Genomic DNA, 25,420 nt, shown 5'->3' with positions numbered 1-25,420 from the left:
CGTGCACCCGGCCGTTCTCGTAAACCGACCTTCGTGGTCAATCCGCCCTTGACCTGCTCGGTGTTCTCTTTGGCCCTGTGGTGAAAAGGCCCTTCAGCCGAGGGAGCGGGAGATCTTGGGGCCCAGCCAGTTGGCCACGGGCAGCGGCAGGCGCTGCCAGGCGGCGATGAAGTAGCGGTACTTCGGGTTGAGGGGATTGACGTCCGGCATCTCGCGGGCACGCACCAGGTCGTATTCGTAGTACAACGGCTGCGGCTCGAAGCCCCAGTTCTTCTTGAAGCTGAAGGACCCGGTATCGCGCTTGCTGCGGCCGAAATCGAATACCCGGTAGCCCGCCTCGCAGGCACGGCGCATCAGCTCCCAGTAGAGGAAGTCGTAGCCCGCCACTTCGCGGGCTCGCGGGGTTCCCGCGCCGTAGTAGGGCAGCACCTCGTTGCGGAACCAGAAGCTGACCACGCTGGCGATCGCTTCGCCCTCGTGCGTCACCGTCAGCACGTCGCAATCATCACCGAACACGTCGAGCAATTTGCGGAAGTAATGCGGGCCGAAGACCGGGGTCCCCATGCGCCGGACATTGGCCGCGTAAATCGGGTAGAAGCGGTCGATGTCATGTTCGACTTCGCTGACCAGGCCCGCCTTGATGCCCTTGCGCACCATGCGCCGCTGTTTACGCGGGATCGCATTCATGTTCGCGTCGACATCCGGATCCAGAAGGCGGCGGAAGGTGAAGTAGAGCTCGCTCTTGGTCGGCCAGTCCGGGTGCCTCGGTTCGCGCAGGCGATACTCGAGATAATCGACATTCAGGCTGCGGGCGAGCTCCTGTGCTCGGGCATCCAGCGCCGCGGCCGCGGCGTCGGTGACTGCGGCCACACCGCCGTAGACACAGAACGGCAGCGATGACAGCGAGTCCCCGAACAGGCGGGAACGGATACGGCCCAGCGGCAGCACGCCCTGTATGGCGCCATCCACCTCGGCATAGAGGAAGTGCGTCTCGTGTCCGAACGCCTCACGCAAGACCGTCGACCAGCCCGCGCGGTGGAAGAAGGTGGCCTGCGGACAGTGCTCCACGAACGCATCCCAGCGCGCATGGTCGGCCGCACACAGCGTCCGGACCTGCAGGGCACCGGTACCGCTGGCACGTTGATCAGGCGGTTCGTACATTGTCTTCCCCTGTCACTCTTGCATGGTCCTCGGGTGCCGCCAGTTCCGCGGCAAACACGCGGTCCATGCGATCCCAGCGAAAGTCCTGCAGAAGACGCTTCAGGCGCGACTCCATCCGGTGCAGGTTCACGTAGTGCCGGAAACGGCTCCGCGCCCCGAGCCCGGACACCCGCGGCTGATCGGGATCGATCTCCCAGGGGTGGAAGTAGAAAACCGCCGGCATCCCGTCCAGTGCCCCGATACGCCGAAGGGCCCCGCGCGACATCACATAAGGCAGCAACCGGAAATAGCCGCCACCGGCCGCCGGGAGGTTGCGCCCGCCCATGCGGAGGGTCGCCGGGGGCAGCTCCAGAACCCCGGCAGGCATCGGGCGATGCGGGTGTCGCGGGGCCTTCGGCATACCGTAGTGATCGTGATGCACCGGGTAGATACTCGAGCTGTACTCCAGTCCGGCCTCGCGCAGCACCTCCAGCGCCCAGAGATTGCCCTCGCCGATCGAAAAGCTGGGCGCGCGATAGCCGCGGACCGGGGCTCCGGAGAGGTCTTCGAGGATGCGCTGGGCGCGCTCGATATCGGCGCGGAAGGCGGCGGGCGCCAGATCCGTGACCCGCTCGTGGCCGTAGCCGTGACTCGCCAGCTCATGGCCGGCGTCGACGATGCGGCGGATTGCGTGCGGGTAACGCTCGGCGATCCAGCCGAGGGTGAAGAAGGTCGCCTGCGCGCCGCTCTGATCGAACAGCTGGAGGATGCGATCAAGGTTGCGCTCGATGCGGCATTCGCGGGTGTCCCAGGTATCGCGCGGGATGCGCGGGGCCAGTGCCGAGACCTGGAAGTAATCCTCCACATCGACGGTCAGGGCGTTGGGCCGATCGGCACTTTGCGTCTGCATGTCAGGCCTCGGCCGCTACGACTGCGCGGCACTGGAAACGGGCGCCAGCGCCTCCGTTTCGTAGCCCTCGTCGCGTACGATCTTCAGCACCTCCTGAGTCGCCCGGAAGTTGACCAGGAGATTGCGCTCGATCCGCTGCAGGCGTTCCTCCAGTGCCTCGATATCCTGTTCGATCCGCAGCATGGAGACCTGGCTGGCCACCAGGCGATCATCCAGGCCGTCCGACCCCGACCCGGCTTCGGGGCGCCCCGTGGCAGACGGCCCCTCATCCAGCAGGACCCCTTCCAGGTCTTCCTCGATCTCGTCGATCACCTGCTGCGCCCGCGCGGCATCCAGGTCGGTACATTCCTCCAGGTACCCCATCAGCAGCAGGCGGTCACAGAAGGTGTTTACCTTGCGCGGGATGCCGCTGGTGTAGTCGTGGATGCGCGCCCAGATGTCGTCGTCGAAATGCGGCCGTTCGTTCCAGCCGACCCGGGCGAGCCGGTGCTCGACGTAGGCCCGGGTATCGTCTGCGTCCATCGGCCCCAGGTGGTAGGTCGCGATCACCCGCTGGCGCAGCTGCTGCATGTCCTCGCTCCGCAACAGGCGCCGGAATTCCGGCTGCCCGAGCAGGAAGCTCTGCAGCAGCGGCCCGTCCTCGCCCTGGAAATTGGAGAGCATGCGCAGCTCCTCCACGGCATCGGGGCCCAGGTTTTGCGCCTCGTCGACCACCAGCAGCGCGCGCTGGCCACGCGCCCGGGTATCGCGCAGAAAGGTCTCCAGACGGCGCAGCTGGCCGGCCTTGTGACTGGGGGCATCGTCCAGCCCGAACGCGAGACAGACCGAACGCAGCAAGTCTTCTGCATCCAGCTGGGTGCTGACCAGCTGCGCCGCCACCAGGGGCTTGTCACTCAGGGTCTCGAACAGGCTACGCACCAGGGTCGTCTTGCCGGCCCCGACCTCGCCGGTAATAACGATGAAGCCCTCCTCCAGCTGCACGCCGTATTCGAGATACGCCATCGCCCGACTGTGGCCCTTGCTGGCATAGAAAAAACGCGGATCGGGGCTCAGGGCAAAGGGCCGACCGGTGAAGCCGTAGAATTCCTCGTACATGCCTCAGAACTCCTTGGTCAGCGTGCCGATGATCGCGTTCTCGGAATACTCGCTGGCCGCGCTGTTCGACTCCCGCCGCTGGTGCCGGACGGCCAGGCTCGCGGTGGTGTCCGGGGTCACCTGACGGCTGACACTGGCACGCAGGTACCAGAGGTCGTCCTCGCGATCGCTGTCGGCGAAATCGGTCCGGGTGACGCCAGTGCTCACCAGGGACGTCGTGCGCGGGCCGTACCGCCATTGCCAGAAGGCATTGGCCCCGCGCTGGGTCCGGTTGTCCTCGAACAGACCGACATTGGTCTGCGTCTCGGATTCACGTTCGGTCTGCACCAGGTTGATCCCGAACACGCTGCGGCCGGTGTCATAGGTCCAGCTCGCGCGCCAGCTACGGGTCAGGTAGAAACCCTCGACGAAGGCCTCGTCGGTCAGACCGAATCTCGCCAGAAGTTCGTCGATGTCATCGACATCAAGGCCAAACAATGCAGACAGGGCAAACAGTCCCTCCACGGTCAGACCGAGCTGGTCCGCCAGAGCGTCGAACTGCCGCCCCCCCCGTTGCCGGGTTGAGCTGACCCCTTCATCGTAGCTGAGGCGGTAGGTCGCGCGGCGACTCCGATGATTCACGGACAGCGCGCGATTCTTGCCGAAATAACGCTCGCCGTAACGCGCCTCAATGTTGGTGACCGAAGTCGGGGCCCAGCCTGCACCGACCTGCCAGAAGCTGCCGTCATCGTCCTCACGGGTCGTCAGGTAGTTATTGGAGTCCTCGCCCACCACGCCGAACAGGCGCAGGGACCGCCCGAAACGATAGCCGAGCGTCCCGCTGATCTGGCCGAACTCGCCCACTAGGCCATCCTCGAAGCGCTCCTCCTCGTAGAACCCGGCGAGCTGCCAGAACGGGCGGTTGAAGGCAGCCCCGCTGTTGAGGACGTATTCGCCCCGATGGAAGTCGCTGTCCTGGCGGTTGCTCTGGTGGTACAGGGTCTCGCCATAGGTGTAGCGGACCTCCTGCGTGGCGAAACTGCCGTAACGGGTCCGCAGCATCGGCGAGACGCTGTAGGCGGTGGTCTCCTGCAGGTTTCCGCGCGGGGTACTGCTACCGATGCCCACCGGGTCAAGGAGCGACGCGACCTGCTCGGTACGCGAGGCCCCGGCATTAACAAAGAAGGTGTCGTCCACCAGCTCCCAGTTGCTGCGCGCGCGCAGGGCGTGGCTCGTGCGGTCCTGACGCGAGTCGTCGAGGTAGGAGCGCGAGTTCAGGCGGTAGTCGATACGGGTATCGCTGCGGGCGCCTTCCCCTTGCAGCGTAAACCCGGGGCTGACGGTACCGATCAGGTCCGCGTCCTCCTGGCCCCGCGGGGCCAGACGGACGTTGTCGGTGACCTCCGCCGACACCGTGACCCGCGGGGTCAACGTCCACTCGACGGCCAGCGCACTTGCGGGCGATGCCAGCGCGACCACCGCCGTGCCGACCAGCCACCAGCGCGCCGGCAACGGCCACCCCTGGCGCTGGAAGCTAGCGGGCGGGGGTGTCGGCGACATGATCACGCTCGATGCCATAGTAGCTACCCCCATAATATTGACCGCCGATGCCGATACCCGGCGTCGCGCGGTTGAGGGAGGTGAGCACGACGCCGCAGGAATCCAGCTGATGCATGGCTCGCTCCACCGTGCTCGCCGGAGTGCGATCGGCCTCCACTACCATCACGACCTGCCCCATGTGCGTCGCCAGGACACCCGGCTCGCTGGTGGCCAGCAGGGGCGGGGAGTCGAACAGGATGATGCGATCCTCGTACCGGTCATGCAGGTCATCGACCAGATCCCGCATCACGTCGCTCGCCAGGATCTCGGTCGAGCGTCCGTGGGGGCGACCTGCGGGCAAAACGGTCAGGTTTTCCACGTTGGTGCGCAGCAGGACATCGGGGATCTGGATGTCGGGTTCGCTGAGGACATCCATCAGCCCGAGATCGGCGTGAAACCCAAGGGTGCGGGGGATAGCCGGTCGTGATACATCGGCATCCACCAGCAGCACGGTGCGCTCCAGCTCCATCGCCATGCTCAGGGCCAGATTCACGCTGGTAAAGGTCTTGCCCTCCCCCGGCAGGGAGCTGGTGATCATGATCAGCCGGCCCTTGGGCACGCGCATCGCGGCATGTCGTCCGAATGCATTGTTCAGCAGGGGGCGTTTCATCATGCGGAACTCTTCCGCCACGCTGGAACGCTGATCCCCCGGAACGATGAGCCCCTGCTTGCGCAGCCAGGCAAAATCGATGCTGACTTCCTGCGACACCGGCTCTCGCCAGCGTTCGGGCTCGCGCGCGGCGGCTTCGGGGGTGGCCGCCTGTTCGGCCGTTGTTTCGGGGACCGGCTGACGCGCCCGGTTCTTGTCCAGCGCCTTCTCGATAATACTCATTATGCTGTCAGCCCCTTGCCGGCAACCGACTCCATCGAGTCGGCCGGTTCCCTGAAAGATAGTCGGCACGCCACCGGATTGCCGGGGCATCCCATCCCGCATCTGCGTGGTTCCGTCATCGCAACAGCCCCAGGAGATCGTCCAGAAGGGCTTCCGAGCCGGTCGCGTAAAGTCCCATGACCACGGCATACACCAGCACCAGCGTCCCCAGTGCGGCGGTGAATACCATCAGCTCCGACAAGCGGCGATGGCGACTCATCGGCGTACGCACCCGCGAGACACTGCCCAGGACCGGGCGACCGGTGACCGCCGCCAGCTGCTGGCTGCTACTGATCGTTCGACGCAGCTGCGACAGCAGGAACGCAAAGCCGGTGCCCGCACCCAGACCGACCAGGAGTACGGCCGTGGCCAGCATGGGTCGATCCGGCGAGGCCGGCGCTGTGGGCTGACGCGGCGGCTCGAGCACACGGAAGTCGACGGCGTCGGTCTGACTCTCGACAGCCCCCGACATCACCGCCTGTTCGCGGCGATCCTGCAACTGGCGATAGGAGTTGCGCATGACGTCGTAATTGCGAGTCAGGGAGGTCAGCTCGGACTCCACCGCCGGTGCGCGATCCACGTCGCCCTCCAGCCGCGCAACCCGGTCCTCGAATTCGGCGATCCGAGTGGTCAACGACGCGATCTCGCTTTCGGTTTCGCTGATGGCGTTTTGCAGCACCTCGTTGCCGCTGCCCACGCGCCGGATGGCCTGCGGGTTGCGCACCTCTTCTTCACGACGCGCCTCCAGCTCTTCCACTATGCGCCGTGACGAAACCACGTCCGGGTGCTCGTCGGTGTAGTGCAGACGCATCGCGTCGATGCTTTCCTGCAGCTCGCTGATGCGCCGGTCCAGCTCCAGGTTGTCGTAACCACCTTGTCCGCTTCCGGCGCGCCGCCGGAGGGTTTGCAAGCGGCTCTGCGCCTCGCGCTCCTGCAAGCGCGCCTGCTGCAGCTGGTCACGAGTGCGCTCGAGACGCGAGTAAAAGTTGCCGTCGCCGCTGAGGAAACGCGCATTGTCGCGCTTGAACTGCTCGATCTTGGCCTCCTTCTCCTGCAGCTGCTGTTCGTAGTTATCAAGCTGGCGCTCGATGAACTGCTGCGAGGTGGTGAGATCGAGGCGCGAGTCGCCCATGCCGCGGGCCATGAAGAGGTCAACCGTCTCGCGAACCACGCGATAGGCCACCTCGGGGTTTCCGTGACGGAAACTCACGCTATAGATGTTGTCGCGGTCGCCGACGTCCAGCGTCAGCCGTGCGCGCAGCAACGCGACCTGGGCATCCAGGTTGGAGTTGCCGGTCAGAACGTCGAGATCGCTCTCGCGGGCGATCTCCTCGAGGTTGTCACGACTGAACAAGGTACGGGTGATCATGCGCAGGCGCTGCTCGGTGTTCGGCCTCACCGTCATCCCGCGCAGCAGCGGATCCAGAACCGACTGGGTATTCACATAGACCCGGGCCTCCGCCTGATAGGTGTCCGGCAGGTTGTGGGCGTAAGCCCAGCCGCCCAGACAGATCAGCCATGCAATGGGCAGGATCCACCAGCGCTTGCGCCAAGTAGAGCGAACATGCTGCCAGAGCTCTTGAACGATCTTTTCCATACAACCCAGCTTCCCGCCGACCGCACCGGCGCCTGGTAGCGTCCGCGGGCCGATCTGCTAACGAATACCTGCCCCCCGGACGCGTCTGCCTTGCGCCGGGACCCCCCGGGCTCGACACCGGCGTGCCGGTGAGGCCGGGTTGGGAGAAATCCCAGGTTCATTGAAGTGGGTTTGCCAGGGACTGTCCACAGATGTCGGGATTGTTTACAGCTGGCGAACTGACGGGCGAATCACGGCGCAGGCGGGCCGCGCCAGGGTGAGCGAATCCCTGTCATTTCTGTGTACTGGTACAGAGTTTGCTGCTGAACACACAGGGTAGAGTTTCACAACTGCAGCGGCCCCTGCACCGACCATCAAGGATCGCTGATGAGTCACGAAAAGTTGGCACTGGAACTCGCGGACTTCTGGTTCCCGGCAATCGCAAACGAAACCTGGGATCGACGCCTCCGCATCCTCGACGAGATCCATGGCCAGCTATATCAGGACCTGGAATCCGCCGGGGAGTACGAACAAGTCTCCGCCAGCTTCGTCGCGGCGTTGATCAACCGGCTGGGGTCGCCCCCGATCACCGATCCGGCACAGGCACAGATCTACGCCGGATCGGCCGAGGAGCAGCACTGGGGCGCAGCCATCGCATGGCAGTTCGGCGAGGGACAAGAGGCCGACGAGGCGGCCAGCGAGCAGAGGGAACGACGGCGCTGGCCGCGCGAGGCGGTCAATCTGCGCACGGAAATGTGGATCCAGGGACGGCCGGGCCACTGTCGTCTGGTGGACGTCTCGCGCTCCGGCGCACGCGTCATGCCGCTGCGCTACCAGCCGCGGCTGCCACCCGGGACCGCCATCCGGGTAATCGTGCCGAATGACGGCGCGCGCGACGGCGTCGTTGTGTTTTCCAGTCCACGAGGGGTCGGGCTGCAGTTCGTGAATGCCGCCGCCTGAAGCGAGCGGCTACCAATCTCCAACCCACGGGAGCAGACAGATGAAACACTGGATGGCCACTCAAGCAGAAATCGCAAAAACAACCCCGCAACCGCTCGTCGCGTCCGATTTCGGACGCGCCCTTTCAGATGGGTAGCCCCGGCCGGATCCGCACCTACCTGGCCCGTTCGGAGGCCGCCCGCCGCATTCATTACCGGCTGCGTTACGAGGTGTACTGCCGCGAAACCGGGTTCGAACCCGCCGAGCAGCACCCTGAGGGCATCGAGCGCGACGCCTACGACGAACATGCCGAACACTTCCTGATCAGCCACGAGGGTCGCCCGCCGGAAACGCGCTGGGTCGGCGCGATGCGGCTGATCCTCCCAGGCAAACACCCACTGCCGACCACGACAAACTGCCGACTGTTCCCGGAGGTAGAGGCCGATGCCGGTGTTCCGGCAGTGGAAGTTTCGCGCCTGATCGTACGCGGGGCCTCGCCCGAGGTGCTTTATCACCTGTGTCAGGCCTCGCAGGAATACGCACGACGGCATGGATACCTGCGCATGTTCTTTCTGGTGCGCCCGGCGCTCGCGCGACTGCTGCGATGTCATGGCCTGCCCGTCGAGGTCTGTGGCGCGCCGCACCGGCATCGCGGCACACGCATACCCTGCCTGACGCACACGGACGAAGCGGGCGAGGCCCTGAAGGCCTGGCGGCAGCGATTGCAGCTTCCGGCACTTTCGGAAGTTCCGCACTACACTGCATGGGAGAGTCCCGGACCGGAATGCACGCCGCGCCATGCGGAAGCTCCCGAGCCATGGGGTCCGCCCTCGGATACGGCGGGGCTCGTAGCAGGAGGAAACTAGTCGTGGAAAGCGACTCGGTAGTCAGTGCGTTCAATCGGTACTTCGACCTCTCCACGCGCACCGGGCAAAGCCTGGAGGAAATCCAGCATCTTCGCTATCAGGTGTACTGCAAGGAGTTCGGCTTCGAGCGTGAAGAAGACTGCCCGGGGCACAAGGAGATCGACGAGTACGACACCCAGGCCTGGCACTGCCTGCTGGAACACAAGCCGAGCGCCATGGCGGCCGGGTGTGTGCGAGTGGTCCACGTCGACGCCCATGATTCGATCACGCAATTGCCGATGGAACGCCATTGCAGCGAGAGCTTTTTCGACAGCGCCTGGCGCCCCGACCGGCTGGACCGCGACAACATCTGCGAGGTATCCCGCCTCGCCGTCCACGGCATGTTTCGGCGGCGCCATGGCGAGGCCGCCACACCGTTCGGCGACATCGAGGCACTGGAAATCTCGCCCGACCAGGTTCGCGTGTTCCCGATCCTGGCGGTCAGCCTGTTCGTGGCCGCGACCCTGCTCTGCGTGCACCACCGCAAGCAGCATGCCTTTGCCATGATGGAGCCCGCACTCGCCCGCATCCTGCGCCACACCGGACTCGAGTTCACCCAAATTGGCGAGATCGTGCACTATCACGGCAAGCGCGCAGCGTTCTATATCGACTCCGGGGAGGCGTACGAAAGCATCCGGCAATCCAGCGCCCTGAGCGAGCTGTGCCGGCACGTGGAATCGACCCTGCTGCACCGACCGCATCCACTCCCCGCCACCACGCCGATGAAGGCCACCCGGCCCCGCGTCGCCCCCATGCGCCCCGCTGGCCTGCCGGGCGGTCGGGCGTGGCGCCCGCGACCAACGAGGCCTGAAAATGGATACCACGGGTTGAGGAATTGAGCTCCGCCTTCGACTACCAGACAGCATTCGCCCGCACCGTCGGCTGGGTGACCACCAGCGAACTGCAGCGGATGCGTGGGGCGCGGATTGCAATCGCGGGCCTGGGCGGTGTTGGCGGTGCCCATCTGCTGACACTCGTACGCCTCGGGATAGGCCACTTCCGCATCGCTGATCCGGATATCTTCGAACTGCACAACATGAACCGCCAGGTTGGGGCGGCCCTGTCGCGCCTGGACCGGCCCAAGGTCGAGGTGCTGGAAGAGATGGCCCGGGACATCAACCCGGAACTCGAGATCGACGCGTTCCCGCAGGGCATCAGTCCGGACAACCTCGATGCGTTCCTCGCCGGCGTGGATGTCTATGTCGATGGCCTCGACTTCTTCGCCTTCGACATCCGGCGCCAGGTGTTCGCGGCCTGCGCCGAGCGCGGCATCCCGGCCGTCACGGTGGCGCCCCTCGGTATGGGGGCGGCGCTCCTGAACTTCCGTCCCGGCGGGATGAGCTTCGATGCCTACTTCGACCTGCACGACGGCCTGGACGACGAGGAGCTGGCGCTTCGTTTCATGATTGGGCTGGCCCCCGCCATGCTGCAGATGGGCTACCTGGCCGACCCGACAGCCGTCGACCTGGCCGCGCGGCGCGGGCCCTCCACGCCCATGGCCTGCGACCTGTGCGCCGGCGTCATGGGAACCGAGGTGCTCAAGCTCTTGCTGGGCCGCGGGACGGTCACGTGGGCCCCGCGGGGCGTGCATTTCGATGCCTACCGCCAGCGCCTGGCGCGGACGTGGCGCCCGGGCGGCAACCGCAACCCGCTGCATCGCCTGCTGATCCGCATGGCCCGCAAGCGACTCCACGCCCAGCGCGCCCATCAGCGGGCCGCGACCCCGGGAGTACAATGACGCGATGATGACCCGGATCGCCATATTCGCCGGCACGGCCCTGCTGCTGTCGGCCGCCGTCCTCCCCACCGCGGCCCTGGCCGAGGAATCCGCGGCACGCGATCTGGCGCGCGCGGTGCACGAACGCCCGGACGGCGACGACGCCGTCACCCGCGGCATCATGACCCTTACCGGCGGCGGCCGCCGCGAGCGGGTACGCGAAAGCTACGAATACCGCCTGGAAGGCGACGAGCCCGGCGCCAGCCGCAACCTCATCCGCTTCACCTCGCCGCGCAACATCGCCGACACCGCCATCCTGATCCACAACCACCCCGGGGGTGACGTCGATCAGTGGTTATATCTCCCCGCCATCCAGCGCGAGCGCCGCATCAGCAGCGAGAACCGGGGCGGCAGCTTCGTGCAGTCGGAACTCTATTTCGAGGATCTGGAAGACCGCGAACCACACAAGGACCACCATCGCATCCTGGGCGAGGAAACCTACGAAGGGGCGCCCGTCACTATCCTCGAAAGCATCCCCGTGGACTCCGGCAACTCCGTCTACAGCAAGCGCGTCAGCTGGATCCACAAGGAGACCCTGCTGCCGCTGCGAATTGACCTGTACGAAGGGGGGGACGAACCGTCCAAACGCCTGGAGGTCCAGCGGATCGAGGACATCCAGGGCTACTGGACAGTCACCCGTAGCGCCATGACCGATCTCGCCAGCGACCGCACCACCATCCTCGAGGTCGAGGACGTGACCTACAACAGCGGGCTGCCGAGCGAGTTGTTCACCATCCGCGGCCTGTCGGACCCGAGCCTTGCGCGCCCCTATCGCCCATAACGCCGACGGCCTCCGGGCCGGGGGGCACCCCGCCCTGGCCCTCGCCGCGTTGCTGGTGCTGGGCCCCCTGCCCCTGGCGGCCGCCTCTCCGGGTCCCTATACGGTTCAGCCGGGCGACACCCTCTGGGACTTGGCCGAGCACCTGCGCCCGGACCAACACACCTCCATCCAGGAAACGGTCCGGCTTCTGTTCGAGCACAATCCGCACGCCTTCACCGGCGACGAACGCACCCTGCAGGTGGGCGCCGTCCTGTCGAGCCCGGATACCCCTGCCGGCCAGGCCAGGGCCGCGGACCCAGCGAACGCCGCACCTCCGCGAGACCCCCAACCCACCGACTCGGCATCGGCGGACAGCGTGGCGGCCGTCCCCGACGGCGAAACACGACGCGAATTTGTATTTGGCGACAGGCCGGACGAGGACACAGAGGCGGGAACCGAAACCGGCGCCTCCGCCTGGGACCTGCGCGTCGACGAGGCGATGGTCGAACTCGGGGTCCTGGGCACGTCCGGGCGCCCCGTGGATTACGTGCAGCACGGGCGCGCCGTGGTCAGCGCCCGGCACAGCCTGAACGAGGACTGGGACCTGCGCCTGGGCGCCCGCCTGGACGTCCAGGCGCAACAAGGTGGCGACTATCCGCGCACGACGCGGGCCCGCGCCGACTACGACGAGAACTTCCTGCGTTACCGCGGCGACCGCACGCGCATCACGGTCGGCACCCAGCGCATCCTGTGGGGACGGGTGGACGAGATTCCACCCACCGACCGGCTCAGCACCAAGGATCTGACCCGCTTCGGGCTGGACCCCTACGGCGAACGCCGACGCGCGAATCCCGCCATCCGCGCGGAATTCTTCGAGGGGCCCTGGCACGCCGACCTGGTGTTCCTGCCCATCTTCCGGCCGGCGGAGCTGCCCGATCGCGACAGCCTCTGGCACCCGGTGGACCGCAACCGCGGCCGCCTGCTGGGGCTGCCGCAGGACCCGGCACTGGCGCCCCTGATCGAACAGGCCACGCTCGACGACGATGTCTCCGGCAACGGCGGCGCCGGGGTGCGGCTGGGACGCTCCGGGCGGGGCGCCGACTTTGCCGTGACCATCCAGCGCGCCCGGCACTCGCAGCCCTACTACCGCTTCGATGCCGATACCCGCCAGGCCATCCTGACCGGCCAGCCCGCCGGGGACCCGACGCTGGAAGCCGTGCACCCGCGCACCTGGGTGGTCGGCGGTGACACCGCCTTTGCCACCGGCGCCTGGACCTGGCGGGCCGAGGCCGCCTGGCTCAGCGATGTACCGGTCACCCGCGCGGACGATCTGCGCCAGACCACGGTGGCAGGCGTCGACTGGGTGATCGGTGCCGAGGGCTTCCCCGGGGACGGGGATTTCCGCATGACCACGCAACTGGCCGGCCAGCACCTGCTGAATGCCGGGGACATGCTGGATGCCCGGGAGAGCTACTTCCTGACCGGGGAACTGGAAAGCCCGTTTGCCGGCCACAACTGGCGCGCCCGCATGCGGTACTCGGTTGGCCTGAACCGGCGCGACATCTACCTGAACCCGGAACTCGCGTGGATTGCCCGCGAGCCCATGGAATTTTATATCGGCCTGCACTGGCTGGACGGTGCCGAGGGTACCGCCGGGGGCTTCTATCGCGATAACCGCATGCTGGTGACGGGCTGGCGGGGGCAGTTCTGATGCGCTGGCTCCGGGGGCACCCCCTGCTCGCGCTGGGGATCCTGGCCCTGCTGATCCTCCTGCCCGGCCCCATCCTGCTGCAGGTCAATCTGGACAACGCGCCCGAGTCCTATTTCCCCGAGGACGCCCCGGCCGTCACCTTCGATCGCGAACTGCGCGAACGCTTCCCCCAGGACCAGGTGCTGGTCGGCCTGTTCACCGGAAGCGATCTGTTCGAAGCGGACTTCCTGGAACGCATCGATGCGCTGGCACGGGACATGGAGGCCGACCCCGCCGTCGAACGGGTGCTGTCGGTCACCACCCTGGATCACATCCGCGCGACAGCGGACGGATTCACGGTGGATCGTCTGGTCGACGGCCGGGCACTGGACGAACGCAGCCCGGAACAATGGCGCGAGCGAGTGCTGCGCGATCGCTTCGCCCCCGGACTGGTGGCCGGCACCGGAGGCGAGGCGCTGGCCGTGATCGTGCGCCCGCACGCCCTCGACAACAGCCTGCAACGCCTGCAACTGGAACGCCTGCTGCGCGACCGGATCGGCGCACACGACCTGGAAGACGAGCTGGCGGCCATTGCCGGACATATTGCCCTGGATGTCGCCCAGCTCCGGGCCATGGTGAAGGACCTCGCCTTCCTGGTTCCGGGCACCATGACCGTGAGCCTCCTGCTCCTGTGGTGGCTGTTCCGGCGTCCGCTGGTGGTCGTGCTGTCCGCCGCCACCATCAGTGCGGTGACCGGCCCCGCGATCGCCCTGCTGATCCTGCTGGACCGCCCGTTCACGCTCATCTCCGCCATCCTGCCGCCCTTGCTGACGGCGCTCACGGTGGCGATGCTGATGCACTTCTTCAACGCCACACTGCACGCCGCGCAACGCGGCCACCAGGGGCGCGCGCGCGTGGAAGCGGCGCTTGCCGCCGTAGCCCGACCCACGTGGTTCATGGCGCTGACCACCGCGGCGGGGCTTGCCTCGCTGCAAGTCAGCAGCATCCGGCCGATCGAGACCTTTGGCCTGATCGGGGCCTTTGGCGTCCTCGTTGCCGCGGCGGTCGTGCTGCTACTGCTGCCCGCGATCATGGGACGCTGGGACCACGGCGACTGGCTCACGCCCAAGCGCGGATTGCTCCTGCTCGACCGCGTGACCGCGCTGGCGGCACACCTGGCCATCCGCCGGGCTGGCTGGGTGCTGCTGGCCACGGCCATCCTGTTGGCCCTGGCGATCCCGCAGATCCGGCACGTCGAGGTCGAGACCGATCTCTACGCCTTCTTTGACGACAACCACTCGATTACCCAGGCCACCCGCGCGGTGGAGAGCGAACTCTCCGGGGTGATGGCACTGGAGGTGGTGTTCGACGGCCCGGACTGGGACAGCCTCCAGGACCCGGAACGCCTGCAGGCGATCCAGCGCGTACAGCACTGGCTGGACCAGCGCCCCGAAGTCGACTACAGCCTGTCCCTGCCGGACCTGGTCGCGGAGATGCACTGGGCCTTCAACGAGGAAGACCCGGACTACCGCCGGATCCCCGACGACCCCAACCTGGTCGCCCAGTACCTGTTCATCTATGACGGCCGCGATCTGTTCGATGCCGTGGACCGCGACTTCGAACGCAGCCGCATCCTGCTCAACCTGAACGCCCACGGCGCCCGGTCCATCAACGCGCTGATGGACGATCTGCGGGGGTATCTGGAGGCCAACCCACCGGCCGATCTCGAATGGGACATGGCCGGCATGGCACGGCTGTTCGCGGATCAGGAACGCCTGCTGATTCAAGGCCAGCTCCACAGCCTGTATGCCGTGGCAGCGATGATCACGCTGCTGATGCTGCTGATGTGGCGCTCCATCCCCCTGACCCTCCTCAGCATGATCCCCAACCTGGCACCGGTGGCGATGATCTTCGCCCTGATGGGCCTGCTGGGGATCTGGCTGGACATGGCCACCGCCATGATTGCCAGTGTCGCCATCGGGATCGCCGTGGACGACACCATCCACATCCTGCACAACTATCGCCAGCGCCGCGGGCGTGGCAGTCCGGTTGCCTGGGCCCTCGCCCGGAGCTTCCGCCGCAGCGGTCGCGCGATTACCGCCACCACCATCGTGCTGGTGGCTCAGTTCCTGCTGCTGGCGCTGTCCGACTTCCAGCCCACGGCCGCCTTTGGCTGGCTGACCGCCTTCGGGCTGATCGCGGCCCTGCTGTTCGACCTGCTGGTACTCCCCGCCATGCTGGTCGTCGCGCATCGACTGTCGCGGGCGTCTCCCTAGCCCCATCGCGCCCCGCAAGGCCCGACCGGTCCTTCGGTGTTCGCGTTCCCCGCAGATCACCACATCCCCTCGCAAACGGCCCGTCGCGCTGACCCTTAGTCGATCTCCGGGGCCTCCCGTGGCCTCCTGTCGATGGACTTTACAAGAGAAGTTTTCCACCAGATCGCTGATTTTATGTGCTTTTTTATCCATACGGCCCTGCCCGTCGGCCTGGAGCCCCGAACCCACGCCAGCCTTCGTCGACCCCCTTTACAGTTCCGCCCCGGGATCGCGGGCAAACCACCCACACGCCACGGCGAACTCAAAACCCGCCTCCAGCCCGACGAAATATCAATCGCAAAAACAATGGGTTGAGAGCGTCTAATTCTTTAGGCTGAAATTGGCACGACGTCTGCTTGGTAACCAGTGCGAAAGCAACAGACTCGGCCACCAGGCCAAACCTTGGCGATGGTTGAATCGCTTTAAATTGAGCATCAGGAGAACCCCATGAACGCGAAAAAAGTGCTTCTTGCTTCGCTCTGCGTCGGCATTTTCGCCGCAGGTGCGAGCACCGTGACGGCAGCGGAGGTGATCGACTTCGACATGAACCTCGACGCCACCGCGAGCTACAGCGGATCGGTCGAAAATGTCCGCCGGATTCAGTTCGACCTGAACACCCAGACCTTCCAGTACATTCAGGACCCGACCAACCCGGTTCAGGTCGGCGATGTGTTCTATGACCGCGGGTACGGCGATGCCACGTCCTACCGGACCTCCACCAACGCGGCCGCACCACAGACCGGCGACATCCTTGGCAACGACTACTCCATGGGGCTCCTCTGGGACGAACTCCGCGGCGTGGTAACCGGCACCGATACGGTTGGCGGCAATTACGTGGTCAACGCCAACTACACCGCGGTGGGCACTGACAACTTCCAGCTGTTCATGTCCGGAACAACCCCCGGTTTCGGTCAGGACTATGAAGCGGCGGCGGCGCACTACAGTGCCGGCGAACAGATCATGGAGATGGCCCTGAAGTCCGGGAACAGCATCCTGGAATTCGAAAGCCAGGGCGGAGCCTTCATCGAAGGCACCTTCACCTTCGAATTCGAGGTGGTGAACGTGCTGCCGGGATTCTGGTTCACCAGCGATGGCATCGACTTCGCCGACCTGCTGGAAGACGAGGAAGGCAACCCGACCTTCATCGTCTCTGCCTTCGCCAGCGCCGGCACCATCCAGGAGCCGCCGCCGGAGACCTTCTTCGGTGAAGACGTCAACAACGTGTACGGCGACACCCGCGAAGGCCAGTCCCTGTTCAGCGAAACCCAGTCCACCCACGATGGCAGCCTGCGCTTCGCAGTGCCGGAACCGGGCACCCTGGCGCTGATGGGCCTGTCCCTGCTGATCCTGGCCGGCTTCATCGGAGTCGGTGGCATCCGCCGCCGCTCCGCCTACCGCCAGGCCGCATAACCGACGCTAGAACGATTTCTAGTCTTGATGGCCCTCCCCCCGGGGCATCGAGTTGAGGGCTCCCTTCGGGGAGCCCTTTTTTTGTTCCGCGATCCGGGCTCGGTACTACGGCTCTCATGGACCCTCGCGCGAAATGCCCCCTCCTCTCCCGTCACCGCCGGCCATCAGCCGGCGACCGCGCATGTTCGGACTCGCACCACCACCCCGGACCGACGATCCCCCCTTCGGATGTCCGCCTGGTCTGCCAGGGCAAGTCCATCAATGCACCATTCGCACTCGAGCCCCGTCCTTCGGAGGCGTGTGAGGCTAGCGCCCCGTATGCCCGAGCCCCCGCTGCGCCCCGACCAAGATGCAAACGGGCCTGTACCACGACCGGGCTGGGCGCCGGGTGTCGGGATACACGGGGCACCACCGCGATGCCGACACATTCATCAGCGTCTCCCGGGCACCCGCGAAGACACCAGGATCATGGCAGTGGGCCGTAGTCGACGGGACGGATACCCCAGCCCCGAAACCCTGGCGTTGACTCATCCCCGCCGACATCCGGTCGCGGGCCGTGCCGACCACCGCGAGCGAGCTCCCCGGCCGAGCGCAGCCGTCAGAAGCCAGCCAACGAAGTCATGTCCGGGTCGACCCGGGATCGCAGGACCGGCCGGACGGATGGATGTGCGGCGAACAGGCTGACGCACACAAAAAAGGGGCTGCTCTCGGCAGCCCCTTTGATCGACGACCGGTTCGCGCCGGGTCTACAAGCGGTCGAGCAACGCCTCGGCATCCGCCCGCTGGGGGAACTGGTCGTGCCCGTCCAGCACGCGACGCAGGCGTTCAGCGGCGGCATCCTGCTCGCCCTGTTCGCTTTCCGCCCAGGCCAGGTGGTACTGAATGCCCGGGTCATCCGGGGCAAGCTCGCTGGCACGGCCAAGGATGTCTGCGGCCTCTGCAGGCTCACCGGCGTGGATCAGCACCGCACCCAGGGTGTCCAGCACCGGAGCCGCCTCCGGTGCGAGCTCGGCGGCCCGGCGCGCATGTTCCAGCGCCTGCCGGGTATCACTCTCGCGCAACGACCATGCGAGGTTGTTGAGCGCAATCACGTCGTCGCCGTCCTGCTCGACGATCCGAAGGTACGAATCCACCGCTCCGGACCGGTCGTCCGCCGCCATCTGCTGCGCTGCGTGGATATGCCATGTCGCCAGGTCCTGCGGATTTTCATCCAGCCAGGCGGCCAGCGTGGCCCGTCCGGCATCGCCATCCCCGGCTTCGCGCTGCGCCTCCGCCAGTGCATGCACCCAGTCCCGACGCTGCGAACCCGGGTCCGCCAGGGCGGCCCGGTAATGCTGCACGGCGGCGGCTGGGTCGTCCCGCTGCATGGCCGCGCGGCCCAACAAGGCCTGGACCTCGCTGCGGTCCTCGTAACGCTCCTCCAGGCGCGCCAGATGCGGCTCGGCATCACTCATGCGTTCCTGATTGAGCAGGCCCCGGGCCAGCAACAGGCGGGCCCGGTAGTGGTCCGGCTGCTGTTCCAGGAGCTCGCGAAGCGTGCTCTCGGTCGCGGCCTCGTCGCCGGCCTGTGCATGTGCGCGGGCCAGGGCGAGACGCAGGTTCACGTTGTCCGGCGCCTGTTCGACGGCCTCCGCGAGACTGGTCACCGCGGCGTCCGGACGATTGAGGCTCTGCTGGACATCCGCCAGCGCATACAGCAGGTCCGGATTCCCGGGGTGATGTTCACGCGCGGCCAGGAGCGTCTGCAGGGCCTGCTCCGGTTGGCCGCCCTGAAGCTGGATCTGGGCCAGGGTGAGATGCGGCGGCAGCAACTCGGGCTGCGAGTCGATGGTCGTTTGCAGCCAGCGCGCCGCCCCCTGGTGGTCGCCATCCTGTAGGCTCATGTTGGCCAGGCGCTGGGCAGAACGGGCATGCCCCGGGTTGCGCTCCTGGATCGCTTCCAGCACCTCGCGCGCCGCCCTGCGATTGCCGACCTGGAGTTCCAGGCCAGCGAGGTTCATCGCCACGGATATATCGTCCGGGTCCAGCGCGACGCCCTCGCGGAAGGCCGCCCGGGCCTCGTCGGTTCGCCCCAGCCCCATCAGGGCAGCGCCCTGCAGGCTCAACGGACCGGCCGCTTCCGGCTGGAGCTCCTGCAGACGCTGTGCCCGCTCGAGTGCCTCGTCGTAGCGTCCTGTCTGCAACAGGTACAGCACCAGCGTGGTATCCACCTGCTGCGTCGAGGCCTCGCCGCCTCCGGCGGCGCGCAGCGCATCCAGACCTTCTTCCGTCTCCCCGCCCCGGAGCAGCGCCACCGCCAGCAATTCCTGGAGACCCTGCGAACCCGGGCTCGACGCCGCCGCGTCGCGCAACGCATTGATGCCGGCTTCGGAATCGCCGGCAACCAGCAGCAGTCGCCCGCGCAGCTCGGCCATGTCGGCCGGCTCACCGGTGTAGTCACGGCTTGCCCGCTCCACGAACTGCAGGGCATCCTCCACGCGATCCTGTTCCAGATAGACCGCCGTCAGCGTACGAATGCCCTGTAGCGATCCGGGGCTCTCCTGAACATGACGATTAAGGTTGTGTTCGGCCTGCTCCATGTTGCCGAGACTGCGATGAGCCAGGCCGAGGCCCAGAAGCGCCGGGCTGTAGGAGCGATTGCCGGCCAGGGCCTGCTCGAAACTCGCCCGCGCTTCGCTATGCCGCTCCTGCTCCATCAGGAGCATCCCGTCCAGATAATGCACGCCCGGATGCGACGAGCCGCCTTGCTTCAGGCCGTCGACATCTGCCCGCGCACCCTCGTAATCACCGGCATTCAGACGCACCATCGCCCGCGCCATGTGATCGCGCCCCGAGGCCGGGCGGACTTCGATGGCCCGGCTGAAGGCCTCTTCCGCACCCTCGGGGTCGCCGGTGATGCGCCGATACTCGCCCAGGAGACTCCAGGCCTGTCCCAGCTCGGGCTGCAGGTCGAGGGCCTGCTCCAGGGATGCGATGGCGTGCTCGGCATCGCCCTGGGCCATCGACAGGTGGGCATGCGCCAGGGCCTGTAGCGGCTCCTGCTCGCGCTCTCCAATCTGCGCCAGTTCGCCTTCCGCCGCCTCGCGCTCGCCGACGGCCGCGAAGGCGACGGCCCGCAAGGCGTGCAGCCGCGGCCGTTCCTCCGCCGCCAGGTCCTCTGGCACCTCCTGCTCACGAATGCGCGCAAAACGATCGGTCGCGAACCACGCCTCGGCCAGCGGCAACGCCACCTGAGCGTCCGGGATCCCGAGCGACTGCGCCCGCTCCAGCTGACGCAGCGCCTCCTCGGGGTTGTTCAACTGCAGGTACACCACCCCGAGCCTTTGCCGAGTGGCCGGGGCATCGGTATTCAGCTGCAGGGCATTGCGGTACTCGATGCGCGCGCCCTGGTAGTCGCCCTTCTCCTGCAGGGCCTGGGCGCGTTCGAGGTAGTCCTGTTCGCTGCCCGCCCCGATCTGGTCGCAGCCGGCCAGACCGACACCGGTGGCCAGCACCACGGCCAGGGCCAGGGGCTTCAGCCGCCCGTTCGGGATCCGGATGGGGCGGGGCCGGGCGAGCCCGGCGTCTTCTTGCATGTATCGGGTAGTCACTATGGTGCTCCTCATCTGAGCCCGTACTTGTCGAGCAGGCCGTAGAGCGTTGGACGGGTAATGCCGAGGGTGTCGGCTGCCTGGGCGATGTTGCCGTTCGTGCGCCCCATCGCCTTGATTACGGATTGATATTCGGCCCGGTCACGGGCCTCGCGCAGGCGCTCCGGCGGCGGATCCTGATCCCGGTCCTGCAAGCCGAGGTCTTCCGCGGTCACCAGATTGCCGTCGGCCATGATTACGGCGCGCCGGATCAGGTTCTCCATCTCGCGCACGTTGCCGGGCCAGCTGTGGCCCTCGATCGCCCGCAGCGCATCGGCAGTGAAGCCGCGGCGGGGTTTGCCCTGCTCGCGGGCGAAGCGTTCCAGAAGCGCATGCGCCAACAGGGTTGCGTCACCCTGCCGTTCGCGGACCGGGGGGATGTCGATGGCGATCTCGCTAATGCGATAGAACAGGTCCTCGCGAAAATCGCCCGAGCGGATCAGCGCCTGGAGGTCCTGATTGGTCGCACCGATGATGCGCACATCCACCGGGATCTCGTTGCGCCCGCCCAGGCGCTCGACCGTGCGCTCCTGCAGAAAGCGCAGGAGCTTGGCCTGCAGGCTCTGCGGAAGATCGCCGATCTCGTCCAGGAACAACGTGCCCTTGTCGGCGTGTTCGATCTTGCCGATGGTCTGGCGGGTGGCACCGGTGAAGGCGCCCTTCTCGTAGCCGAACAGCTCGCTTTCCAGGAGGTTCTCGGGGATCGCGGCGCAGTTGATCGCAACGAAGCGCTCCTTGGCGCGGTTACTCAGGTCATGGACGGCGCGCGCCAGGACCTCTTTGCCGGTGCCGCTGTCACCCAGCAACAGCACCGTCGCGTCGGAGGGCGCCACGCGCTCCACCATGCGGCAGACCTGAAGCATGCGCGGGTCCGCAGTGATGAGCCCGGACAGCGAAGAGACGCCGCCACGGGCCAGGCGCCGATTCTCCTCCTCGAGCTCGTACAGCCGCGCGGCGCGGTCCACGATCAGACGCAGGAGTTCGGCGTCCACGGGCTTGATATAGAAATCGTAGGCCCCCAGGGCAACGGCCTTCAGGGCGTTCTCGCGATCATCGTTGCCGGTGACCACGATCACCTTGACCCCGGGATTGAACGCCAGGATCTCCTCCAGGAGTGCCAGGCCCTCGGTGGCGTTTGCGGGGTCCGGAGGCAGACCCAGGTCCAGCGTGACCAGCTCGGGCTCGTGACGGCGCATGTGGGCCATCGCGCTGGCACGATCCTGGGCCTGGAGGATCTCGTAGCCGTCCAGACACCAGCGCAACTGGCTTTGCAGGCCGGTGTCATCCTCGACAATCAGAAGCTTGAGCATCGACTCCATTACATTGCACCCGGCCCGGGGAGGACGTGATGGTGGACGGCGGGGAGGGTTGTCATGCGCCGTGCTGCGGCAGGCGCAACGTGAAGGTGGTCCCCTCGCCGATGCGGCTGGAAACATCGATCCGCCCGCCCATCCGGACCACCAGGTCGCGGGCCTCATACAGCCCAATACCCATGCCGGCGTTTCCCTTGGTGGTCTGAAACGGACGGAAGAGCCGCCGACGAACGAAGTCCTCGTCCATGCCGGACCCGTTATCCTCGATTCCGATAATGACCCATTGATCCCGGGTTTTCAGGGTCAAGGTTATATCGCCGTTATCCGGTGTGGCCTCCTGCGCATTCCGCACCAGGTGGAGCAGTACATTCCGCAGGGCGTCACGGTTTCCGAGGACCTCCGCGGATGTGTCGATCGCCACTCGGGGCAGCGGATGGATCTCGCGGCTATCGCCAGCGACCTCGCGCAACAGGGCGTCCATGTCGATCGCCTGACGCGGGCTGTCGGCACCCGGTTGCGCCTTGCGCAACTGGGCGAGGGTGCGTTCCAGACGCTCGCGCGCGTTGCCGACGGTGCGGAAGGCGTCCGCCACGAACTCGGGGTTATCGCGGTGACGCTCGGCGTTGGAGCTGATCAGGGATAGCTGGGCCGATACGTTCTTGAGGTCGTGGACCAGAAACGCCGCCAGCCGGTGGAAGGTCTCGAACTGCCGCGCCTCCAGCAGCGCCTCGTCGGTCTGCACCAGGGCCACGTAGACCGCCAGCTGACGGCCCGCGGTCTTCAGCAGGTCGCGCTCCTCCCAGTCGATACGGTGCCGTGCCCGCGGCTGGGCGAGCACGACAAAGCCCTCCAGACCATCGCTTTTCAGGAGCGGCACCACGGCCCAGTGGCGCGGATTGTCGACCAGCCACTGCGGCAGATCGAGCCCGTGATAGAACGCCGGATCGCGGCGGAACTCGTCAATATCGATCACCCAGCCGGAGTGCGTCAGAAACGCCACCAGCGGGTCGTCCGGTTCCATTGACGGATAATCCGGCTGGCCCAGATTCAGGACCCCGTCGAGGGCGAAGGTGCTGTCGTCCCGACGAACCCACAACAAGCCCCCCGGACTCTCGACCAGCTCGCCAATGGCCTGGATGGCCCGCTGGCGAAACGGGGTCTCGTGGTCCGTCTGCGCCAGGGTGCCGGTAAACCGCAGCCACTCCTGGCGATAGTCGTAGCGATAGTTGAAGAAGTGCTTGGCCAGCCAGACGCGCAACTGGGCGCGGACGCTGCCGGAAAAGAGCACGATCGCCAGGAGCAGCACGGCCCCGAACAGCAGGGTGACCTGCAGCAGCGCGCCGAGATCGCCCCCGTGGTGGCGCAGGTAATACCCCGCGCCCCCGACCGCCAGCAGATACAGCCCGGCCCCGAACAGCGACGCGGTGTGAAACAGCAGATGGCGGGACACCGTGGGCCCCTCGCGGTGCGGCAGGCGCCGGCTCACCGCGACCGCGAGCAACGGGACCACCAGTGCGTTGACGAACCCGCGGGCCTGCCAGGACGGGCTGTCGATCGTCTGGAACAGCACCAGATCCGCAAACAGGAACAGGTCGAACGCGAACAGCCCACCCAGGCCCAGGCAGAGGAACTTGATCTCCCAGCGATTCTGCGGCGGCGTGTTGCGGTAGACCTGCTCCACCAGCACCAGTCCGGCAATCGCCATCAACAGGGTTGCCAGCCCCGGCCAGATGGCGCCCAGCAACTGTGGCCACAGCATCGGCACCAGGATGAACAGCAGGAACGCCGTGGTGGCCGCCCCCCACCAGCGCAACGCACGCGGCTCGACCCCGGGGCGGCTGCCACTGCCGGCGAGCAGCGCCAGCAACACCGCAAACCAACCGGCATTGCGCGCCACCTCCATCACCCCACCGGAGATCGCGGCACTGGTCCCGTAGTGCCAGGCCAGAAAGCCCAGATATCCCGCCCATCCCACCGACAGCAGCGAGGCCAGCACCATCCACAGGGCCGAGGGGCGATTGCGCCAGCGCACCACGGTCACAACGGCCAGGACCAGGAACGCAAGTGCCGCCGTCAGATAGCTCGTCGCGGCCAGGGGCATCAGCATCGCGAATTCAGCGGGCCCCGCGGCCGAACAGCACAACCTTGACGGTCTCGAACAGGATCAGGATGTCCAGAAACAGGGTGTGATTCTTCACGTAATACAGGTCGTACTGCAGCTTCTGCCGCGCATCCTCGACCGAGGCCCCGTAGGGATACCGCACCTGAGCCCAGCCGGTGATCCCCGGACGGATGGTGTGGCGCGCGGGGAAATAGGGGATCTGCTCGGTGAGCTGTCCGACGAACACCGGTCGCTCCGGGCGCGGTCCGACGAACGACATGCTGCCCTGAAAGACATTGATGACCTGCGGCAGTTCGTCGATGCGCAGCTTGCGGATAATGCGCCCGACACGAGTGATGCGGTCGTCGTCATGCACCGCCCAGCGCGCGACGCCATCGACCTCGGCGTCCTCGCGCATGCTGCGGAACTTGCAGACCTCGAACGGGACGTTCCCCTGACCCACCCGGGTCTGCCAGTAGAACACCGGGCCGCGACTCTCCAGCTTGATCGCCAGGGCGGTGGCCAGCATCACCGGCAGGGTCGCCGCCAGCAGTGTGGCGCTGGCCAGCACATCGAACGTCCGTTTCACCGCGTTGCGCGTCCAGTGCTGCCGGAAGCCTTCACCGAAGATCAACCAGCTGGCGTTCAGCGAGTCCAGCTGGACCTTCTGCAGTTCGCGCTCGAAGAAGCTCGAGACGTCGGTAACGGCGACCCCGTTGAGCTTGCACTCAAGCAACTGCCCGATCGGCAGGTTGTGGCGTCGATTGCGGATCGCGACCACGATCTCGTGTACGCGGTGCTCGCGCGCCATGCCCAGCAGGCTGGCATCGCTCCCGAGCTGGAAATGGCGTCCCGGATCCCGCGCGCAATCCTTCTCGCCCTGGGTAGCGATGTACCCGAGGACCCGGTACGGCAGCTCTTCCGAATACTTGTCCGGATGAATCGTGTCGATCGCGCAGGCCCGGCTGCCGGTGCCCAGCACCAGGACCCGGCGCTTGAACGCATCCGCCTCGGAAAAGTTGCGCCAGAGGGTCCTTTCGGCGACCAGACCGGTCAGCAGGAGCAGCACGCCGCCGCCGACTGCGGTCGGCGAAAACAGCGCAGCCGGGACCATGGCGCCATAGGCCAGCAGCAACCCACCCACAACCAGGATGGCGGGAACCAGGCGCAGTAGCGACCGCAGCGTGCTGCGGGTCGCGAGGTAGTCGGATTCGTACAGGCCGGCCAGAGTCAGGACGACCAGAACGACCAGCGTCGCCACCATCAGCTGGGGGTCCAGCAGGCTTAGAGCTTCCGGCTGGAAGGGCGGCAGGGTCAGCACCGCGTACAGGCACAGATACGCCACGAGCAACTCCGCGCCCGCGAGCATCAGGACGCGGCGGCGGATGTAGTGGCCAAAGATGCGCACGAC

Annotated in this window: 18 protein-coding genes; 8 read left to right on the top strand and 10 right to left on the bottom strand. The window is 66.6% G+C overall.

Features of this window, described 5'->3' with window-relative positions:
* Nucleotides 1-93: 93 nt before the first annotated feature.
* The 6 genes from TVD_RS00330 to TVD_RS00305 all read right to left on the bottom strand — a co-directional run bounded on the left by TVD_RS00330 (nucleotide 94) and on the right by TVD_RS00305 (nucleotide 7,191).
* Entirely contained in the window at nucleotides 94-1,161 is a 1,068-nt protein-coding gene (locus TVD_RS00330; protein WP_019627655.1) for a FemAB family XrtA/PEP-CTERM system-associated protein, read from the bottom strand.
* On the bottom strand, nucleotides 1,145-2,050 hold the full coding sequence (locus tag TVD_RS00325; RefSeq protein ID WP_047250492.1) for an XrtA system polysaccharide deacetylase: 906 nt from the start codon (nucleotides 2,048-2,050) through the stop codon (nucleotides 1,145-1,147). The genes TVD_RS00330 and TVD_RS00325 overlap by 17 nt, the downstream gene beginning before the upstream one ends.
* Before the next feature lie 15 nt (nucleotides 2,051-2,065).
* Nucleotides 2,066-3,145 carry an XrtA/PEP-CTERM system-associated ATPase gene (locus TVD_RS00320; protein WP_019571963.1) on the bottom strand — a complete coding sequence of 360 codons (1,080 nt, stop codon included), beginning with the start codon at nucleotides 3,143-3,145 and terminating at the stop codon, nucleotides 2,066-2,068.
* A gap of 3 nt (nucleotides 3,146-3,148) precedes the next feature.
* On the bottom strand, nucleotides 3,149-4,636 hold the full coding sequence (locus TVD_RS00315; protein ID WP_156167558.1) for a TIGR03016 family PEP-CTERM system-associated outer membrane protein: 1,488 nt from the start codon (nucleotides 4,634-4,636) through the stop codon (nucleotides 3,149-3,151).
* A 22-nt stretch (nucleotides 4,637-4,658) separates the two neighbouring features.
* The gene (locus tag TVD_RS00310; RefSeq protein ID WP_019595003.1) at nucleotides 4,659-5,555 is read right to left on the bottom strand and encodes an XrtA-associated tyrosine autokinase; all 897 of its coding nucleotides are present in this window, start codon (nucleotides 5,553-5,555) and stop codon (nucleotides 4,659-4,661) included.
* Nucleotides 5,556-5,670: 115 nt separating this feature from the next.
* Nucleotides 5,671-7,191, bottom strand: coding sequence for an XrtA system polysaccharide chain length determinant (locus tag TVD_RS00305; protein WP_047250490.1), 1,521 nt, complete (start codon nucleotides 7,189-7,191; stop codon nucleotides 5,671-5,673).
* Between the two features lie 366 nt (nucleotides 7,192-7,557).
* Between TVD_RS00305 and TVD_RS00300 the strand changes: the two genes are divergently transcribed.
* From TVD_RS00300 to TVD_RS00265, 8 genes are all read left to right on the top strand, one after another.
* The gene (locus TVD_RS00300) at nucleotides 7,558-8,130 is read left to right on the top strand and encodes a PilZ domain-containing protein (RefSeq protein ID WP_047250489.1); all 573 of its coding nucleotides are present in this window, start codon (nucleotides 7,558-7,560) and stop codon (nucleotides 8,128-8,130) included.
* 128 nt (nucleotides 8,131-8,258) lie between these two features.
* Nucleotides 8,259-8,975 carry an acyl-homoserine-lactone synthase gene (locus tag TVD_RS00295; protein WP_047250488.1) on the top strand — a complete coding sequence of 239 codons (717 nt, stop codon included), beginning with the start codon at nucleotides 8,259-8,261 and terminating at the stop codon, nucleotides 8,973-8,975.
* Between the two features lie 2 nt (nucleotides 8,976-8,977).
* Nucleotides 8,978-9,853, top strand: coding sequence for a PEP-CTERM/exosortase system-associated acyltransferase (locus TVD_RS00290; RefSeq protein WP_047250487.1), 876 nt, complete (start codon nucleotides 8,978-8,980; stop codon nucleotides 9,851-9,853).
* The gene (locus TVD_RS00285; RefSeq protein WP_047250486.1) at nucleotides 9,850-10,752 is read left to right on the top strand and encodes a ThiF family adenylyltransferase; all 903 of its coding nucleotides are present in this window, start codon (nucleotides 9,850-9,852) and stop codon (nucleotides 10,750-10,752) included. The genes TVD_RS00290 and TVD_RS00285 overlap by 4 nt, the downstream gene beginning before the upstream one ends.
* 4 nt (nucleotides 10,753-10,756) lie before the next feature.
* Nucleotides 10,757-11,572, top strand: coding sequence for an outer membrane lipoprotein-sorting protein (locus tag TVD_RS00280; RefSeq protein ID WP_018650676.1), 816 nt, complete (start codon nucleotides 10,757-10,759; stop codon nucleotides 11,570-11,572).
* The gene (locus TVD_RS00275) at nucleotides 11,550-13,262 is read left to right on the top strand and encodes a LysM peptidoglycan-binding domain-containing protein (RefSeq protein WP_047250485.1); all 1,713 of its coding nucleotides are present in this window, start codon (nucleotides 11,550-11,552) and stop codon (nucleotides 13,260-13,262) included. Before TVD_RS00280 ends, TVD_RS00275 begins: the two co-directional genes overlap by 23 nt.
* Nucleotides 13,262-15,517, top strand: coding sequence for an efflux RND transporter permease subunit (locus TVD_RS00270; protein ID WP_047250484.1), 2,256 nt, complete (start codon nucleotides 13,262-13,264; stop codon nucleotides 15,515-15,517). The genes TVD_RS00275 and TVD_RS00270 overlap by 1 nt, the downstream gene beginning before the upstream one ends.
* Before the next feature lie 486 nt (nucleotides 15,518-16,003).
* Nucleotides 16,004-16,966, top strand: a complete 963-nt coding sequence (locus TVD_RS00265; protein WP_047250483.1) for a PEP-CTERM sorting domain-containing protein — start codon at nucleotides 16,004-16,006, stop codon at nucleotides 16,964-16,966.
* Between the two features lie 746 nt (nucleotides 16,967-17,712).
* On the opposite strand, the gene prsT is transcribed toward TVD_RS00265, so the two are convergent.
* From prsT to TVD_RS00245, 4 genes are all read right to left on the bottom strand, one after another.
* A complete protein-coding gene (prsT, locus tag TVD_RS00260) occupies nucleotides 17,713-20,556 on the bottom strand; it encodes an XrtA/PEP-CTERM system TPR-repeat protein PrsT (RefSeq protein WP_240472277.1) in 2,844 nt (947 codons plus the stop codon).
* 11 nt (nucleotides 20,557-20,567) lie between these two features.
* A complete protein-coding gene (gene prsR / locus TVD_RS00255; protein ID WP_018649562.1) occupies nucleotides 20,568-21,905 on the bottom strand; it encodes a PEP-CTERM-box response regulator transcription factor in 1,338 nt (445 codons plus the stop codon).
* Between the two features lie 61 nt (nucleotides 21,906-21,966).
* A complete protein-coding gene (gene prsK / locus TVD_RS00250) occupies nucleotides 21,967-24,015 on the bottom strand; it encodes an XrtA/PEP-CTERM system histidine kinase PrsK (RefSeq protein ID WP_018168659.1) in 2,049 nt (682 codons plus the stop codon).
* Between the two features lie 7 nt (nucleotides 24,016-24,022).
* Nucleotides 24,023-25,417 (bottom strand): TIGR03013 family XrtA/PEP-CTERM system glycosyltransferase, encoded by a 1,395-nt coding sequence (locus tag TVD_RS00245; RefSeq protein WP_047250481.1) that lies wholly within the window; start codon nucleotides 25,415-25,417, stop codon nucleotides 24,023-24,025.
* Nucleotides 25,418-25,420 lie beyond the last annotated feature (3 nt).

This window comes from Thioalkalivibrio versutus (assembly GCF_001020955.1).
GTDB lineage: Bacteria > Pseudomonadota > Gammaproteobacteria > Ectothiorhodospirales > Ectothiorhodospiraceae > Thioalkalivibrio > Thioalkalivibrio versutus.
Note: the sequence above shows the minus strand (reverse complement) of the source record. Positions and strands in the feature narration are given on the sequence as shown.

Excerpts from the sequence above, each read along its gene's own strand:
- TVD_RS00330 (WP_019627655.1), bottom strand. The coding sequence starts at position 1,161 with ATGTACGAACCGCCTGATCAACGTGCCAGCGGTACCGGTGCCCTGCAG.
- TVD_RS00325 (WP_047250492.1), bottom strand. The coding sequence starts at position 2,050 with ATGCAGACGCAAAGTGCCGATCGGCCCAACGCCCTGACCGTCGATGTG.
- TVD_RS00320 (WP_019571963.1), bottom strand. The coding sequence starts at position 3,145 with ATGTACGAGGAATTCTACGGCTTCACCGGTCGGCCCTTTGCCCTGAGC.
- TVD_RS00310 (WP_019595003.1), bottom strand. The coding sequence starts at position 5,555 with ATGAGTATTATCGAGAAGGCGCTGGACAAGAACCGGGCGCGTCAGCCG.
- TVD_RS00305 (WP_047250490.1), bottom strand. The coding sequence starts at position 7,191 with ATGGAAAAGATCGTTCAAGAGCTCTGGCAGCATGTTCGCTCTACTTGG.
- TVD_RS00300 (WP_047250489.1), top strand. The coding sequence starts at position 7,558 with ATGAGTCACGAAAAGTTGGCACTGGAACTCGCGGACTTCTGGTTCCCG.
- TVD_RS00295 (WP_047250488.1), top strand. The coding sequence starts at position 8,259 with ATGGGTAGCCCCGGCCGGATCCGCACCTACCTGGCCCGTTCGGAGGCC.
- TVD_RS00280 (WP_018650676.1), top strand. The coding sequence starts at position 10,757 with ATGATGACCCGGATCGCCATATTCGCCGGCACGGCCCTGCTGCTGTCG.
- TVD_RS00270 (WP_047250484.1), top strand. The coding sequence starts at position 13,262 with ATGCGCTGGCTCCGGGGGCACCCCCTGCTCGCGCTGGGGATCCTGGCC.
- TVD_RS00265 (WP_047250483.1), top strand. The coding sequence starts at position 16,004 with ATGAACGCGAAAAAAGTGCTTCTTGCTTCGCTCTGCGTCGGCATTTTC.
- prsR (WP_018649562.1), bottom strand. The coding sequence starts at position 21,905 with ATGCTCAAGCTTCTGATTGTCGAGGATGACACCGGCCTGCAAAGCCAG.
- prsK (WP_018168659.1), bottom strand. The coding sequence starts at position 24,015 with ATGCTGATGCCCCTGGCCGCGACGAGCTATCTGACGGCGGCACTTGCG.